Origin of the sequence: Aquipseudomonas guryensis (genome assembly GCF_014164785.1) — a bacterium.
Taxonomy (GTDB): Bacteria; Pseudomonadota; Gammaproteobacteria; order Pseudomonadales; family Pseudomonadaceae; genus Aquipseudomonas; species Aquipseudomonas guryensis.
The window spans coordinates 465,998-480,305 of sequence record NZ_JACJFN010000004.1 but is presented as its reverse complement, the minus strand read 5'-3'; the positions used below and the strand labels follow the sequence as shown (position 1 = coordinate 480,305).

General features: G+C 61.0%; 14 protein-coding genes and 1 pseudogene. 6 read left to right on the top strand and 9 right to left on the bottom strand.

Annotated elements, in window-relative coordinates; genetic code table 11:
- The first annotated feature begins 112 nt into the window (after positions 1-112).
- Together H3H45_RS17360 and H3H45_RS17355 are read left to right on the top strand one after the other, a co-directional pair.
- The gene (locus H3H45_RS17360; RefSeq protein WP_182834945.1) at positions 113-790 is read left to right on the top strand and encodes a heavy metal response regulator transcription factor; all 678 of its coding nucleotides are present in this window, start codon (positions 113-115) and stop codon (positions 788-790) included.
- On the top strand, positions 790-2,130 hold the full coding sequence (locus tag H3H45_RS17355) for a heavy metal sensor histidine kinase (RefSeq protein ID WP_182834944.1): 1,341 nt from the start codon (positions 790-792) through the stop codon (positions 2,128-2,130). The genes H3H45_RS17360 and H3H45_RS17355 overlap by 1 nt, the downstream gene beginning before the upstream one ends.
- A gap of 130 nt (positions 2,131-2,260) precedes the next feature.
- Here the strand turns inward: H3H45_RS17355 and H3H45_RS17350 are convergent, their stop codons facing one another.
- Positions 2,261-3,232 (bottom strand): GlxA family transcriptional regulator, encoded by a 972-nt coding sequence (locus tag H3H45_RS17350; protein ID WP_182834943.1) that lies wholly within the window; start codon positions 3,230-3,232, stop codon positions 2,261-2,263.
- A 104-nt stretch (positions 3,233-3,336) separates the two neighbouring features.
- On the opposite strand from H3H45_RS17350, the gene H3H45_RS17345 reads away from it, so the two are divergent.
- Positions 3,337-3,885 (top strand): thioesterase family protein, encoded by a 549-nt coding sequence (locus H3H45_RS17345; RefSeq protein ID WP_182834942.1) that lies wholly within the window; start codon positions 3,337-3,339, stop codon positions 3,883-3,885.
- A 130-nt stretch (positions 3,886-4,015) separates the two neighbouring features.
- On the opposite strand, the gene H3H45_RS17340 is transcribed toward H3H45_RS17345, so the two are convergent.
- Both H3H45_RS17340 and H3H45_RS17335 read right to left on the bottom strand, forming a co-directional pair.
- Entirely contained in the window at positions 4,016-5,371 is a 1,356-nt protein-coding gene (locus H3H45_RS17340; protein WP_182834941.1) for a hemolysin family protein, read from the bottom strand.
- 161 nt (positions 5,372-5,532) lie between these two features.
- Positions 5,533-6,024 carry a hypothetical protein gene (locus tag H3H45_RS17335; RefSeq protein WP_182834940.1) on the bottom strand — a complete coding sequence of 164 codons (492 nt, stop codon included), beginning with the start codon at positions 6,022-6,024 and terminating at the stop codon, positions 5,533-5,535.
- A gap of 239 nt (positions 6,025-6,263) precedes the next feature.
- On the opposite strand from H3H45_RS17335, the gene H3H45_RS17330 reads away from it, so the two are divergent.
- Positions 6,264-6,977, top strand: coding sequence for a tRNA (adenine(22)-N(1))-methyltransferase (locus tag H3H45_RS17330; protein ID WP_220494329.1), 714 nt, complete (start codon positions 6,264-6,266; stop codon positions 6,975-6,977).
- Between the two features lie 64 nt (positions 6,978-7,041).
- Here H3H45_RS17330 and H3H45_RS17325 read toward each other — a convergent pair whose 3' ends face one another.
- The 6 genes from H3H45_RS17325 to H3H45_RS17300 all read right to left on the bottom strand — a co-directional run bounded on the left by H3H45_RS17325 (position 7,042) and on the right by H3H45_RS17300 (position 12,228).
- A complete protein-coding gene (locus H3H45_RS17325) occupies positions 7,042-8,229 on the bottom strand; it encodes an NnrS family protein (protein WP_182834938.1) in 1,188 nt (395 codons plus the stop codon).
- A complete protein-coding gene (locus H3H45_RS17320) occupies positions 8,216-8,479 on the bottom strand; it encodes a transmembrane sensor/regulator PpyR (protein ID WP_182834937.1) in 264 nt (87 codons plus the stop codon). Before H3H45_RS17320 ends, H3H45_RS17325 begins: the two co-directional genes overlap by 14 nt.
- Before the next feature lie 955 nt (positions 8,480-9,434).
- Positions 9,435-10,178 (bottom strand): SDR family oxidoreductase, encoded by a 744-nt coding sequence (locus tag H3H45_RS17315; RefSeq protein WP_182834936.1) that lies wholly within the window; start codon positions 10,176-10,178, stop codon positions 9,435-9,437.
- On the bottom strand, positions 10,175-10,672 hold the full coding sequence (locus H3H45_RS17310; protein WP_182834935.1) for a hypothetical protein: 498 nt from the start codon (positions 10,670-10,672) through the stop codon (positions 10,175-10,177). The genes H3H45_RS17315 and H3H45_RS17310 overlap by 4 nt, the downstream gene beginning before the upstream one ends.
- A 16-nt stretch (positions 10,673-10,688) precedes the next feature.
- Positions 10,689-11,867 carry an NO-inducible flavohemoprotein gene (hmpA, locus tag H3H45_RS17305; RefSeq protein WP_182834934.1) on the bottom strand — a complete coding sequence of 393 codons (1,179 nt, stop codon included), beginning with the start codon at positions 11,865-11,867 and terminating at the stop codon, positions 10,689-10,691.
- Positions 11,868-11,877: 10 nt separating this feature from the next.
- Positions 11,878-12,228, bottom strand: coding sequence for a hypothetical protein (locus tag H3H45_RS17300; RefSeq protein ID WP_182834933.1), 351 nt, complete (start codon positions 12,226-12,228; stop codon positions 11,878-11,880).
- 184 nt (positions 12,229-12,412) lie between these two features.
- Between H3H45_RS17300 and norR the strand changes: the two genes are divergently transcribed.
- Together norR and H3H45_RS17290 are read left to right on the top strand one after the other, a co-directional pair.
- Positions 12,413-13,972 carry a nitric oxide reductase transcriptional regulator NorR gene (gene norR / locus H3H45_RS17295; protein ID WP_182834932.1) on the top strand — a complete coding sequence of 520 codons (1,560 nt, stop codon included), beginning with the start codon at positions 12,413-12,415 and terminating at the stop codon, positions 13,970-13,972.
- Positions 13,924-14,304: pseudogene (locus H3H45_RS17290) on the top strand (tRNA (adenine(22)-N(1))-methyltransferase TrmK); the annotation flags it as partial. The gene norR and the pseudogene H3H45_RS17290, both read left to right, overlap by 49 nt.
- Between the last annotated feature and the right edge of the window lie 4 nt (positions 14,305-14,308).

The following is a 14,308-nucleotide window of genomic DNA, read 5'->3' as shown; positions in this document are numbered from 1 at the left end:
TGGCGCTAAGCTGACGCGAAGATTACAACTTTGTCAGCTTTGCCCATGACCGCCCTCGCCTGGCGTATAAAGCCGGCATCCACCCCGCGCGAGCCCAGGCTGTGAGCCCCAGATGAAATTGCTGATAGTCGAAGACGAACCCAAGACCGGCCAGTACCTGCGCCAGGGCCTCGCCGAGGCCGGTTTCAGCGTCGAACTGGCCACCGACGGCAGCAGCGGCGAACTGCTGGCGCTGTCCGGCGAGCATGACCTGCTGATTCTCGACGTGATGCTACCCGGCCGCGACGGCTGGCAGATCCTGCGTAGCGTGCGCAGCGCCGGCCTGGAAACCCCGGTGCTGTTTCTTACTGCCAGGGACGCAGTTGAGGACCGCGTGCGCGGCCTGGAGGCCGGAGCCGACGATTACCTGGTCAAGCCCTTCGCCTTCACCGAGCTGCTGGCTCGCGTGCGCACCCTGCTACGGCGCAGCAACGGCGTGGCGCAGGACACCCTGCTGCAACTGGCCGACCTGTCCCTCGATCTGCTGCGCCGCCGCGCCGAACGCGCCGGCCAGCGTATCGAGCTGACCGCCAAGGAATTCGCCCTGCTCGAACTGCTGCTGCGCCGCCAGGGTGAAGTACTGCCCAAGTCACTGATCGCCTCGCAGGTGTGGGACATGAATTTCGACAGCGACACCAATGTCATCGAAGTCGCCATCCGCCGCCTGCGCGCCAAGGTCGACGACGGCTTCGCCCAGCCGCTGATCCACACCGTGCGCGGCATGGGCTATGTGCTGGAGGCGCGGCGCTGATGTCCCTCGCCAATCGCCTGGCCCTGCTGTTCGCCGCCTGCGCCGCAGCGGTAGCACTGATCGCCGGCAGCCTGTTCAGCCAGGCCAGCGCCCTGCACTTCATCGACCTGGACCGGCAACTGCTGCAAGGCAAACTGACCGTATTCGCTGACATCCTTAACGGCGCCGATGACCCCGCCACCCTGGCCAGCCGCCGTCCCGCCGTGCTGCAGGAACTGCAACGCCACCCGGAACTGGCCCTGCGCGTCGAAACCCGCGACGGCCAGCTGTGGTTCAGCAGCCTGCCGCAACTCGAGGAACTGTCGATTTCCATGCAGGAACTGCGACGCTGGCGCAACGGCGACACCGACTACCGGGTGATGGAAAAGCCTTTGCCCAACGGTATGCGCCTGAGCCTGCTACTCGACATCACCCACCACCAGCATTTCCTGCAGCAGATGCAACGGCTGATCTGGCTCTGCGTCGGCCTCTCGGCCCTGGCCACCGCCCTGCTCGGCGCCTGGGTCGCGCGCCGTGGCCTGCGCCCGCTGCGCAACATGACCGCCGTGGCGCAGCAAATCAGCGCCAGTTCGCTGACCACCCGCCTGCCGACCCAGGGCCTGCCCGCCGAACTGGGCGAACTGGCGCAGGCCTTCAACGCCATGCTGGCGCGCCTGGAAGATGCCTTCGCCCGCCTCTCGGCCTTCTCCGCCGATATCGCCCACGAGCTGCGCACGCCGCTGTCCAACCTGCTGACCCAGACCCAGGTGATCCTCAGCCAGCCCCGGGAGCTGGAGGACTACCAGGAAGCGCTGCACTCCAACCTGGAGGAGCTGCAGCACCTGGCGCAGATGGTCGGCGACATGCTCCTGCTGGCCAAAGCCGAACACGGCCTGCTGCAGACCCAGCGGGAAAGCCTGGAACTGGGCGCTGAGCTGGCCGCCCTGGCCGAGTATTTCTCCCCGCTGGCCGAGGATGCCGGGGTCACCCTGCGGGTCACCGGCCAGACCACGCTCAGCGCCGATCGCGGTTTGCTGCGCCGCGCCCTGAGCAACCTGATCGACAACGCCCTGCGCTTCACCCCCAGCGGCGGCGAGCTGCACCTGAACACGGCCAGCTCGGGCGCCAGCGTACGCATCGAAGTGGCCAACCTGGGTCCGGAGATTCCGGCCGCGCTGCGCGAGCGCCTGTTCGACCGTTTCTACCGCGCCGACCCGGCCCGCCGCGAAGGCAATGCCGAGCACGCCGGCCTCGGCCTGGCCATCACCCGCTCCATCGTCCGCGCCCATGGCGGCGAGATCCGCTGCGAGTCAGCCGAGGGCTGGACGCGCTTTATCCTGGAGTTTCCCGGCCAGGCATAGGCTTCGCCCGCTCTGCAGCGCTCGGGTGCTGCAAACCCAACGACCGCAGCATACAAGCTGCCGTCAGCTGCATCGGCACTGATGCCCCCAGCCGCAAGTGCGTCTTGATGGAAAGATCGTAAACAGGCTCTCAGGGGCAACCCGCCTGCTGCGCAAACATCTTGCGAAAGGCCGCTGGCGACGAGCCGACACGCTGCTGGAACAAGCGACGAAACGAGTTGCTGTCTTCATAGCCCACCCTGGCGGTGATGCTTTCCAGGCTCAGCTGCGTCGTCTCCAGCAAGTGCTTGGCTTTTTCCAGGCGCAGCGCCTGCAGGTAACCCAGCGCGGTGTAGCCCGTTGCCTCGCGGAAACGCCGCTTGAAATTGCGCTCACCAAAGCCAAAGCGCTCGGCCAGTTCGGCGATCTGGAAGGGCTGATCGAAGCGCGCCTCCATCCAGTTCTGTACCCGCAGGATGGCCTCATCGCCATGCTGCTTGGGCATCGACCAGAGCACGTAAACGGACTGCTCGCTGCGCACATTGTCGATCAGCAGATAGCGACTGCACTGCTGAGCCAGTTCGAGCGAGGCGAAGCGGCGGATCAGGTGCAGCAGCAGGTCTATTGCCGCGCTGGCGCCAGCACCGCTGATCAGGCGTTCGCTTTCGCAGAGAATGCGCCGCTCATCCAGCAGCACCTGCGGATAGCGGCGGCGGAAAAAGTCGGCAAAGGCCCAATGGGTGGTTGCCGGCATGTCATCGAGCAAGCCGGCCTCGGCAAGCATGAAGCTGGCCGTACACATCGCCGCGATAAACGCGCCCTGGGCATGCTGCTGCCGCAGCCAGGGGGCGTACTGAGCCAGCGCCGGCAAGGCATCGCGCAGGCTAAACAGAAAACCCGGAATCAGCACCAGATCGGTTCGCCTGACCTCGGCCAGCGCGGCATCCACCTGCAATGTTTGCCCGGTCGGGCTCGCCACTGGGCAACCGTCGGCAGAAGCGATAACCACCTTGAACGGTTGCTTGCCGGCTTCGGCAAAGCGGTTGGCGGCATCCAGTATCTCGAGCGCCAGGCTGGCACTGGCAATAGAGCACTGCTCGGCCAGCAGAAGCGTCACATGCATACAGGGCTCCATTGCACATATCGCATGAAATAAGTCATTTCTGCACCTACCTTAGCGCAAAGAGCCTGACTAGAGTGCGCCCTCACTCAAGCAGGTGCCTTTTCATGAATCTCTGGTTCCGTCTCATCTGGATGTTGCTGCACCGCCCCTGGCGCCGTCCGGTGCCAGGCCTGGCAACCACGGTCATCAGGCTGGGGGTGTGGCCGCTGGATCTGGACTTCAACCGGCATGTCACCAATGGCCGCTACTTCACCCTCGCGGATGTCGGGCGCATGGATTACGTGCTGCGCAGCGGAGCCTATCGGGTTGCCCTGCGCCACCGGGCGCTGCCCATCGTTGGCGATGTGTGGGGCAAGTTTCGTCGGGAGTTACGGCTGTTTGAAGCCTTCGAGATCCACACCCGCATGCTGGGCTGGGATGCCAAGTGGAGCTTCGTCGAGCACCGCTTCGTCAAGGATGGACGAGTGCTCGGCGTGGTCATCATGCGCGGCCTGTTTCGTGGCCCCAAGGGCAACGTATCACCGGCGGAGTTTGCTCGCGAGCTGGGTCTGGCCGAGCAGTCACCGCAACTGCCGGCCTGGCTAACCGACTGGTCGGCGAGCTGCGACCAACTGAGCAGTCAGCTGCGCGACGAAGAGCAACAACTTGCCTGATGCACAGGCAACAGGTGCAGGAACCGCCTGCGGGCAATGCCTGCTTGTTCGGCATCGCCCATTCTGCTGTGCCGGCAAAAAGCGGTGACCGCGGACAGGTAGCGATCAAGCTCCGATGCATTTTCGCGGGTTAGCGCTGCTTCCCTACCGCGTGATTGTCAGCATCGCTCCAGGGCAAGGTGCCTTCGCCATCGCTGCTGTCGGGAAGCTCGACGGGAGTGGCCAGGACCTTGTCGATGCGCTTGCCGTCCATATCAACCACTTCGAACATCCAGCCATCCCACTCGACGCGGTCGCTGGTCGCCGGCACACGGCCTAGCAGCAGCATGAACATGCCGGATACCGTGTGATAACGCCCTTTGTCCTCTTCGGGCACCGTCTTGAGCGCCAGGCGATCCTTCATCTCGGGAATCGGGATGGCACCATCAAGCAGCCAAGACCCATCATGGCGCTGTACCGCCCAGGCATCTTCAGCGTTGTTGGGGGTGAACTCTCCCGTCACCGCTTCCAGCACGTCCTGCAGGGTCACGATACCCTCCAGCTCACCATACTCGTCGATCACGAAGGCCATCTGCATGCCGCTGGCGCGAAACTGCTCCAGCAATTCCATTCCAGTCAGGGTTTCCGGTACGAAGACGCAGGGGTGCAACTGTTCCGTGAAATCGGGTTTCTCGCCCTTGGCCAGGCAAGCAAAGGCCTGCTTGGCATGAATCACGCCCAGCAGGTTATCGAAACCGCCATCGCAAACCGGGAAGCGTGAATGCTCGGACTCGATCATGGCCTGGATGTTCTCTTCCGGGGTCTTGCGAACATCCACGAAGACCAGATCGGAGCGTGGAATCATCAACGAGCCGAGTTGACGATCGTCCAGGCGGAATACATTGCGCACCATCTCGTGCTGATGCTGCTCGATAACCCCCGTCTCCGAGCCCTCTTCCAGCATGGCGTGGATCTCCTCCTCCGTGACACCTGAGTTGCTCGTCTGGCGGACACCCAAGATGCGCAAAATGGTGTGAGTCGACCACGACAGCAGTACCACGAACGGGCGCGTCAGGAAGGACAGCGTCATCATCGGCCGAGCGACTAGACGAGCAATGGTTTCGGGGTTGAGCTGGCCGATGCGCTTGGGTACCAGCTCGCCAATCACGATGGAGACGTAGGTGATGACGATGACCACACCTGCCGTCGCGCCAATGCTCGCGGTCGCCTCCGCTACGCCCAGGGTCTGTAGCCACGTTGCCAGCGGCGCAGCGAGAACGGCCTCACCGACGATACCGTTGAGGATGCCGATGGAGGTAATGCCGATCTGAATGGCCGAAAGAAACTTGGTCGGATCCTCGCCCAGTTTCAACGCCACCGCAGCGGCCGAATCACCCTCGGCCGCTAATTTCATCAAGCGCGCCTTTCTAGCTGTCACCAGGGCGATCTCCGACATGGCAAACAAGCCATTGAGGACGATCAGCAAGCCCAATGCGAAAAATTCCACTGCTTTCTCCTGCGTGCGTCTCGGCGCACGACTCATCTACTCGTATGTATCAGTGGGTGAACATTGCCCACACGATCAAGAAAGAGCCTCGGCAAGCCGAGGCAAACTCGGGCCCCATGTGCAACCGACACGGGAAAAGGACCCGAAATAAAGGGGGCTGCCTATAGGCGATCCTCCGCCAGGCACCGCAGGACTTCACGGGTGCACATGCCGATGGCAGCGCCTTCACGATCACAGAGCACGCCAAGCTGAGCCTGCTTGCGAACCAGCACACGCAGCGCTTCGTTGACGCTGATCGAGATGGGCAAACAGGGAGCAATGGTGACCAGGCGCAGCACATCAGGGCGGCTGCCCGTCAGCAGCTCTAAGGCCAAGCGCTTTCTGGCCACGTAACCGAGCGGAAAACCGTCGTCGGGCGATGCAAACACCAGGCAGTAGTCGCGTTGCATACGCATGACGGCATCGCGCATGACATCGCACGTATCGCCCACGTGGATGCGTTCAAACTGCTTGAGCGGTGTCGTGATCGTCGACAGTAGAACAGTCAGCGGGCGAACCGAAGAACACGCCTGATCTGACAGGGAGAGGATTTCGCAGTACCGATTTGCCTCGCTAGGAAAAGCGCGACTGGGAGGTTCCGATGTGGTGGTCATGCAAGAATGCTGGAAGCCAAGGGAACCAAATCATAATCGCAGCTGTCTCGCACGCGGCGGGGGATCTTTTACAGACTGTTTCGCTGAGGGCCTCCCTGGACTCTTTCAAATACGCCCTGCTTCTCTGTTACCAGCACTCAATAGTGTCTGCCTGATTTGCCAGGCACGCTGTTGCCCGCCAGAATCGCGCGCCGTTCCGGCCCAACGTGCCGGACGACCCTGGTGAAACGAGGCAGCAGTTGAACGAACAGCGATTATCCGAGCGCCTGGAGCGCGTGGCGACGCACGTGCCGGCCGGTGCGCGGCTGGCCGATATTGGCTCGGATCACGGCTACCTGCTCGTCGCCTTGATGAAGCGTGGCGTGATCGCCTCGGCGGTTGCCGGCGAGGTGGCGTTGACGCCGTTTCACGCGGCGCAGCGCAGCGTGCGCGAGAATGGGCTGAGCCAGTGCATCAGCGTGCGCCTGGCCAATGGCCTGGCGGTGATCGAGCCCGCAGACGGCATCACGGCAATCAGCCTCTGCGGCATGGGCGGCGAAACGATCCGCGACATCCTCGACCGTGATCAGGCACGCCTGAGCGGCCAGGAACGTCTGATCCTGCAGCCCAACGGCGGCGAGCAGCCCCTGCGTCAATGGCTGATGGAACATGGCTACCGCATCCTCGCCGAGGAAGTGCTGCGGGAAAACCGCTTCAACTACGAAATCATCGTCGCCGAGCGCAGCGGACCGGTGCTGTACAGCTCCCAGGAGCTGTACTTCGGCCCTCTGCAATTACAGGAACGCAGCCCGGCATTTCTGGCCAAGTGGCAGCGCCTGTTGCGCCTGAAGCAGCGCACCCTGAGCCACTTCACCCGAGCGCGGCAGGCCGTGCCCGAGGAGAAGATTCAAGCGCTCACCCAACAGGTCCGGTGGGTCAGCGAACTACTTGCTCAAGAAGACACGAAACGCTGAAGGACGCATTTCCGATCAGCGCAATCTCGTTCAAGGCACTTCCTTACTGTTGGGGTGTTTAGGTTCAGCCCGGCTGGCCGTCCGGCCTGGCTTGGCACAGTAAGGGCGTGTAATGGTGCAGGAATAGTAAGAAGGCCATTACCCATGCCAACGCAGCCAGCCAGAGGGCGCTGGGCATAAAGCTAACCAGTAGCACGCGGCTGAATGCGCCAAAGTGAAGCGTGGCGAAAGCCCAGCTGATTGCTGCTGGTGGCTGTAGCGGGCGACCGGTGTGGCCGAGGCTAATCCGGGCAAGCATGGCCAGGATCAATCCGCCCATGCCACCGACTGCCAGGGCATGGGTGGCCAGACTGGACTGACTCAACAGGCCAAGATGCCAGGCCGCCATGCCCAGCGCGGCCAATGCCAGCCAGGCATACGCCAGATGCAACGACCAGAGCAACGGTACCCGCCAGATGCCCGGTTGGTACCACCGCCACAGACGCAGACCATGCAGACCGACGATCAACAGAAACAGCGGCGCCAGCCAGGGTCGTTGTAATTCGTTGCAGCCTGCTGCTGTCAGTCCGGCCACCAATAGCGCGCAGGCCAGGCCGAGTTTGTCGAGCCGTGGGCTGCTTTTGACTGGCAGGGTCAGCCCCAGGCCGCGCAAGGTAAAGAAGGGAATGACACGGCCGCCGATGATGCCGATCAATCCGGCGACCAGCCACAAGGCGCTCAGTACGCCACGCCGCTGCAGGACATCGTCACCCAGGACCAGGCCATACAGCACTTGTGCCTGGCACAGGCTCATTAGAATGAGCACCAGCACGATGGGGTAGTTGTGGCGTTGCCGCACAGCGTGCAGCTGGACAGCAATCACTCCGGCCAGTAGCGGCAGGAACGCTAGCTGCAGCGCAATCAACACACCCAAAGGCAGGGCGCACAGCCAGGCCAGGCGTGCCAGTAGCCAAACCAGGAACAGCAAGGCCAGCGGCCGCCCCTGCAGGCCAGGACGACCGGTCCAGTTCTGCACGGCGGTGAGCAGGAAGCCGGCGATGATCGCGCAGGCAAAGCCAAACAACATTTCGTGGCGGTGCCAAGCAAGGCCACCTCCGCTGGGTTGCCAGTGGTTTAACCAGCCACTAAGCAACATGCTCCAGAGACCGATGGCCAGTACTGCAAAGGCGCTGCCGGCAATGAAAAACGGGCGAAAGCCCAAGCGCCAGATAGGTCTGATCGCCAGTCCCCGAGCGGGATCAGTAAGCAACATGAGTGAAGCTCTCCGCGGATGTGCTCTTGTTCAAGTGGTGAGAGACGAGCAGCCGCATCACGTAGCCGATCTTGATCGCTGATGGGCCGAGAATGGTCAGCGAATGGGCGCCGACCAACTCGACGATGTTCAGGTACTGATCGAGAACATAGGCCAGCGCGATGCCGGCGATCAGCATGACCAGGCCGGTAGCCAGGATCACGCTGGACAGGAAGAGCAGGTTACGGGGCTGGCGGATGTAGTCGATCATGATGGCTTGCTCCGATCAGTAGAGATGATGAGTCAGGCTTCCAGCGCGCTTGGTGGGCCGAAGAGCCCGAAGTGCGCACCCTTAACCTTCAGACTTCGTGCCATCTTTTATTTCATTAAATATCAATACCTTAAGTGCGCACTGTGTATTTATGACCATGGCAAAAAGAGTCATATTGACTCCATGCGGTCAATATGACTCCTGACTCGTTGCTGCAAGTGTTTTTCCCTTGATTGCAGACCGGTCCCGCGAGCTAAACGACGAGCCGCGTCACCGTCGCCTGCTGGCCACTGCTCTTGCTCTTCCGCTGTAATGCAGCGGCACGACTGAAGCTCAAGACGACGTACTGCGCCCTGCTGCTGTCGAGGGGCTCAGCCCAGTTACCCAGGGGCGCTTCAAGGTTGCCGAGCCTCCACGCCGACTGGCTTTGGTGGAAAACCGCCAGCCGCCCCGCTTCGCTACCGACTGCGAGTTACCTGATCCCTAGGATGGTCTGCTGGAAGAGCCTCTAGGTCATCGGGAAGCACATGACTGCCTGGATTGTCCGCCGTATTTGGACAAGCAATTGTGGGGGCTGGTTAACCTCGCTGCGCTAGAACCGGCCAACTGCAGCCAGATCGATCTCAAAGCGCTGGAGGCCTTCGCCAGCCTGGCGACGCCACAGTCAAGCCGAGCGAGCGCATAGCGGTTTGGCACCGTGGGTCGAGGACGAGCGTGAACGTAATGAGCTATATCGCCACGCTAGACCGCAGCCTCGCGGGCTGATCGGCCAGAGCTAGGCCGGCGCGAATTGAAGCAGGAAGTGAGATGGGTCGATGACAGCCAGTGACAGTGTTGCCAATGGCTGTCGAATCACTGGCCGGATAAATCTAAACCCGTGTTAAGAATCATGGAGCCACAACAACACGAGGTTCAGTCCATCCATTGAGTAGATGAACTGAACCTCGTTCAGGCCTCAGATCAGGCTGTAGCCGGCGTCCACCACCCAGTCCTGGCCGAACACCCCTGAAGCGCCGTTCGACAACTGAAAGGCAATAACCTTGGCCACTGCCTCGGGCTCCAGAAACTCCTGCGTCAGCAGCCGTTTTGAGACCCCGTCCGCGACTACCTGAAGCTCACCCTCGGACAGGCCAAGTCCTCCCCAGATGGCGGTCTTCGTCGGCCCCGGTGAAACCATGTTGATGCGGATACCCCTCTTCGAAAACTCCACCGCCATGGTTTTGACCAGCGCCGACAATGCCGCCTTGGTGGCGATGTAGGGGCCCAATCCCTCAAAGGCGATCTGCCGGAGAAAGGTTCCCACAAAAACCACCGAGGCCCCGGGCGACATCAGCACAGACAGTTTTCTGAACACCTGGAGCGCGGCCTTGCCATTGATCTGCCATTGCCGTTCAAAGGCATCGTGATCATCCGCAGCAGACAACATCGCCACGCCCGCATTGGGGACCAGAAAGTCGACAGTGCCCTGTACCTGGGTGAAGTCGCGCAAGCGGTTCAGATCAGCCTCCTCCGTCACATCCGCCTGAAACCACTGCAAATGCACTGGGTACGCCTGGATCAATGGCGTCAGCCCGCCGCAGGTTCTGGAAACGGCAATCACCTTAACGCCCTTACCCAGAAGCTCCGCGCAGGTGGCAAGACCGATGCCTGAACTGGCCCCCGTGACCACTGCCAGCTTATTGAAGCTGTACTCACTCATGGCGCCACCTCCGACTCCTGGCGATGGGGAGCGCCATTCGCCAGCATGGCAGCCCAGGACGGCGGCGTGACCACAGCGCGGTATTCAGCAAGCATTTCAGGCGTAAGAACTTCGATCAGCAGGCGGTTCTCCACCCAAAACTCGATCAGGCTGAAGGCATCGCCCCTGCGCAGTTCACGACAGCACCAGCCCTGTTGCTCAGCGAGCCGGAAAACGGCGTCCGTATCCAAGCCGGTGGCGATGGCCAGATGAAATGCACTCTTTGCAGCCGGAGTATTCCCATATACCCCCACAACATCACCACCCGAGGTATCCGGCACCAGTTGGAGATCATCCGGATACACCTCTAGCGACAAGCCAGTCTGCAACGTTGAGATCGCGATGAATGAGCGCTCAAAGGGCGGAAATGCAAAGACTTCCCCGCCAATGATTTCAGCCAGAACAGCACTGACCTGCGCAGGATTAGCCGCAGGAATAGATGCGTGCAGAATCATTTTTCACCTCTGTTGATCAGATCAGCGCCGAAGCCGGCCCGAAGAATTCGAAATTGATTTTTTCTTCGGGAACCCGCAGCTCCCGCAGCAGGGCGTACACCGCCTTCATGAACGGCTTAGGGCCCAGGAAGTAGACCTGGCTATCCGCGAGGTTCGGGGCCCACTGACGCAACAGGTCGCCCGTCGCAACGCCCGTGGCATCGGCCTGATCACCGGCCTCAGGCTCGCTGTAGCAGACATAGCTGCGCATACCCGGCGCGGTGAGCGACACCTGCGCCAGCCAGTCTTTGAAAGCATGCACTGCGGCATTGCGGGCAAAGTGAATGAAGGTAATGTCACGCCCGCTCGACTTGGCTTTTTCCACCATGCTGATCGACGGAGTGATCCCCACGCCTGCCGTGATAAACACCAGCGGCAAGGTACTTTCATCCAGCCCAAATTCGCCCGCAGGAGGAAAAATCTCCAGCTCTGCGCCTACCTCGATCTGATCATGGAGGTAATTGGAGACCACGCCTCCCGGTTCGCGCTTGACGCTGATCCGGTAGTGCTCGCCATCCGGCGAGTTGGAAATGGAGTAGTTCCGTCGTACGTCCTGACCATTCACCATCAGGCGGATGCCCAGGTACTGGCCGCACGCGTGCTTCAGGACAGGCCCGCCATCCTTGGGGTGTAAATAGAAGGAGCAGATCTCACGGCTCTCGTGCTGTTTGCGCTGCACCACAAAGGTCCGCCCTCCGCGCCAGCCGCCCGGTGCCGTTTGATTCGCCCGGTAAATCTCCTCCTCCGCGCCAATCAAAATATCCGCGAGTTGTTGATACGCCGCCGCCCAGGCCGCAATCACTTCATCAGTGGCAACGCCCTCGCCCAACACATCCCGGATTGCCCGCAACAGACACGCCCCGACAATCGGATAGTGCTCGGGCAGAATCTGCAGGGCAGCGTGCTTGTGGATGACTTGCTTGACCACTCCCGTGATCTGATCGAGCCGATCAATAAACATCGCGTAGTTGATAACCGCATTGGCCAGGGCCCGTGGCTGATCGCCCGAAGCCTGATTGGCCTGGTTGAACAATGGCCTCACCTGCGGGTACTCACTCAGCATGATTGAGTAGAAATGCTGGGTTAGCGTTTCGCCCGTCTGCTTAAGCAGCGGAGCAGTAGCCTTAACCAGCTGGATTTGTTGCTCAGTGATCATGTGGGTGTCCTCAGTGACGGGAAGAGTGGATTCTTGAACCGGAATAGGTGACCTGATCGCCGGCGGCGAAAGACGCTTTCGGCGACCGAACCCTGTAGACCGACCCGTTCTGCGCAGCGACCTCATAACCGCGCTCCGCAAGTCCTGCTGCGCTCTGCGCCTCAGCCCCCACGAAGAACCCCGCAGCGCCGCCTACCAGCGCACCGACTGGCCCACCGGCTGCGCCGCCTGCCATTGCTCCCGCCAACACCCCGACGCCTTTACCGGCGGTGGTATCCGGCACCTCGCTAATGACTTCATCGGCGACAGCCTGGTGACTGACCGCCAACACCACTGCAACAAACAACGATTGAATTTTCATACTGGCCTCTCATAGACATGATCGGATGGATCGCCCAATACATTTCATCTACCGTGCCAAGTTTTTAATTAATACAAATCAATGACTTAAAACAGATTAGAGTCCTAATGACACATATCAAAATTGTCATTAAGACTATTCGATAGTCATAATGACTAGCCCTGCACTCAGGAATTGCACTGACATGTCTTCCAGCACGCTTCTGAACGCCTTGCTTCCGCTGATTGACGATCTGGCGAGCGATATCAGTGAACAGGAGCGGCTGCAACGCCTGCTCCGAGCCATCTCGGCTCTGTTGCCGTGCGATGCGATCGCGCTACTGCGTCTGGAAGGCGAAGCCCTGGTGCCCATTGCCGCCAAAGGCTTGAGCAAGGACATCTATGGCCGCCGCTTCAAAATCGAGGATCACCCAAGGCTGGCCTCGATACTGTCCCAGCGTGAGGCCACTCGATTCCCATCGGACTGCGGACTACCCGACCCCTACGATGGCCTTATCGAAGGCTCAACCGGGAACCTGGAAGTGCATGATTGCCTGGGCTGCCCGCTGTATGTGTTGGGCAAGCCCTGGGGGGTTATCACGCTGGATGCGCTCAATCCGGCCATCTTCGGCCAGGTTTCTCTCGACTACCTGGAGGCCATATCAAAGCTGGCCGCGGCGACCGTCAGCGCCTCCCGCAAGCTGCTTGAACTGAGTGAGAGCCTGGAGTCCGAACACAAGCTGGTGGAAAGCTACAAAGAGGCCGCCCTCAAGCGTGGTCAACGCGAACTGATTGGCAGCAGTCCGGCCGCCACACGGCTGCATGAAGAAATCAAACTGGTGGCCTCAACCGACCTTTCAGTGCTGATCAGCGGTGAAACCGGGGTCGGCAAAGAGCTGGTGGCCAGCGCCATTCACTCCTGGTCGACACGCGCCAGGAAGAACCTGATCAGCATCAACTGCGCCGCACTGCCTGAGAATCTTGTCGAAAGTGAACTGTTCGGGCATGTCAAAGGCGCCTTCTCGGGCGCCCTGACCGACCGCAAAGGCCGCTTTGATGCGGCCGATGGCGGCACGATTTTCCTGGATGAAATCGGCGAACTGCCGCTCAGCGTGCAGGCAAAACTGCTCAGGGTTCTACAGGGCGGATTCATCCAGCGCGTCGGCTCGGACAAAGAACAGCGTGTCGATGTCCGTGTGATCGCCGCGACCAACAGGAATCTCTTCGATGAAGTACTGGCCGGGCGGTTCCGAGCCGACCTGTTTCATCGGATCAGTGTGTACCCGATTCTGGTTCCGCCTCTGCGCGAAAGGGGCAATGACATCCTGATCCTTGCCGGCTTCTTTCTGGAAAGCATGAAACCCAGGATCTCAGCCAACACGATCCGGTTGTCTGGCGAGGTGCAATCTGCCCTGCTGAGTTACTCCTGGCCCGGCAACGTGCGAGAGCTGGAACACACACTGGAGCGCGCCGCCCTCAAGGCCTCGGCCGCCGAACATAAGCCGCGCAAAATCATCACCATCGACAGCCCGCATATCGACTTCAATCAATCCGCTGCGCAACAGCAGGAAAGCGGGCCTACCGGTCACGACCTAGCGTTTTACCGGGATATCAGCCTCAAGGAAGCGACGGACCACTTCCAGCGGGAACTGATCTCAAGACTGTTCGAAGAGCACGGCAACAACTGGACCTCGGTTGCCAAAGCGATTGGTGTTGATCGGGCCAACCTCAGCCGCCTGGCCAAGCGCTTGGGCCTACGGGCCTGAACAGCCCATGGTGCCAGCGCACATGCACTGCCTACCGAGCAATGCGCATACTCGGCGAGGAAGTGCTGCGGGAAAACCGCTTCAACTACGAAATCATCGTCGCCGAGCGCAGCGGGCCGGTGCTGTATAGCGCCCAGGAACTGTACTTCGGCCCTCTGCAATTACAGGAACGCAGCCCGGCATTTCTGGCCAAGTGGCAGCGCCTGTTGCGCCTGAAGCAGCGCACCCTGAGCCACTTCGCCCGAGCGCGGCAGGGCGTGCCCGAGGAGAAGGTGCAAGAGCTCACACAACAGGTCGGATGGATCAGTGAGCTGCTTGCTCAAGAGGGCTGATAAC

Excerpts from the sequence above, each read along its gene's own strand:
- H3H45_RS17360 (WP_182834945.1), top strand. The coding sequence starts at position 113 with ATGAAATTGCTGATAGTCGAAGACGAACCCAAGACCGGCCAGTACCTG.
- H3H45_RS17355 (WP_182834944.1), top strand. The coding sequence starts at position 790 with ATGTCCCTCGCCAATCGCCTGGCCCTGCTGTTCGCCGCCTGCGCCGCA.
- H3H45_RS17350 (WP_182834943.1), bottom strand. The coding sequence starts at position 3,232 with ATGCATGTGACGCTTCTGCTGGCCGAGCAGTGCTCTATTGCCAGTGCC.
- H3H45_RS17345 (WP_182834942.1), top strand. The coding sequence starts at position 3,337 with ATGAATCTCTGGTTCCGTCTCATCTGGATGTTGCTGCACCGCCCCTGG.
- H3H45_RS17335 (WP_182834940.1), bottom strand. The coding sequence starts at position 6,024 with ATGACCACCACATCGGAACCTCCCAGTCGCGCTTTTCCTAGCGAGGCA.
- H3H45_RS17325 (WP_182834938.1), bottom strand. The coding sequence starts at position 8,229 with ATGTTGCTTACTGATCCCGCTCGGGGACTGGCGATCAGACCTATCTGG.
- H3H45_RS17320 (WP_182834937.1), bottom strand. The coding sequence starts at position 8,479 with ATGATCGACTACATCCGCCAGCCCCGTAACCTGCTCTTCCTGTCCAGC.
- H3H45_RS17315 (WP_182834936.1), bottom strand. The coding sequence starts at position 10,178 with ATGAGTGAGTACAGCTTCAATAAGCTGGCAGTGGTCACGGGGGCCAGT.
- H3H45_RS17310 (WP_182834935.1), bottom strand. The coding sequence starts at position 10,672 with ATGATTCTGCACGCATCTATTCCTGCGGCTAATCCTGCGCAGGTCAGT.
- hmpA (WP_182834934.1), bottom strand. The coding sequence starts at position 11,867 with ATGATCACTGAGCAACAAATCCAGCTGGTTAAGGCTACTGCTCCGCTG.
- H3H45_RS17300 (WP_182834933.1), bottom strand. The coding sequence starts at position 12,228 with ATGAAAATTCAATCGTTGTTTGTTGCAGTGGTGTTGGCGGTCAGTCAC.
- norR (WP_182834932.1), top strand. The coding sequence starts at position 12,413 with ATGTCTTCCAGCACGCTTCTGAACGCCTTGCTTCCGCTGATTGACGAT.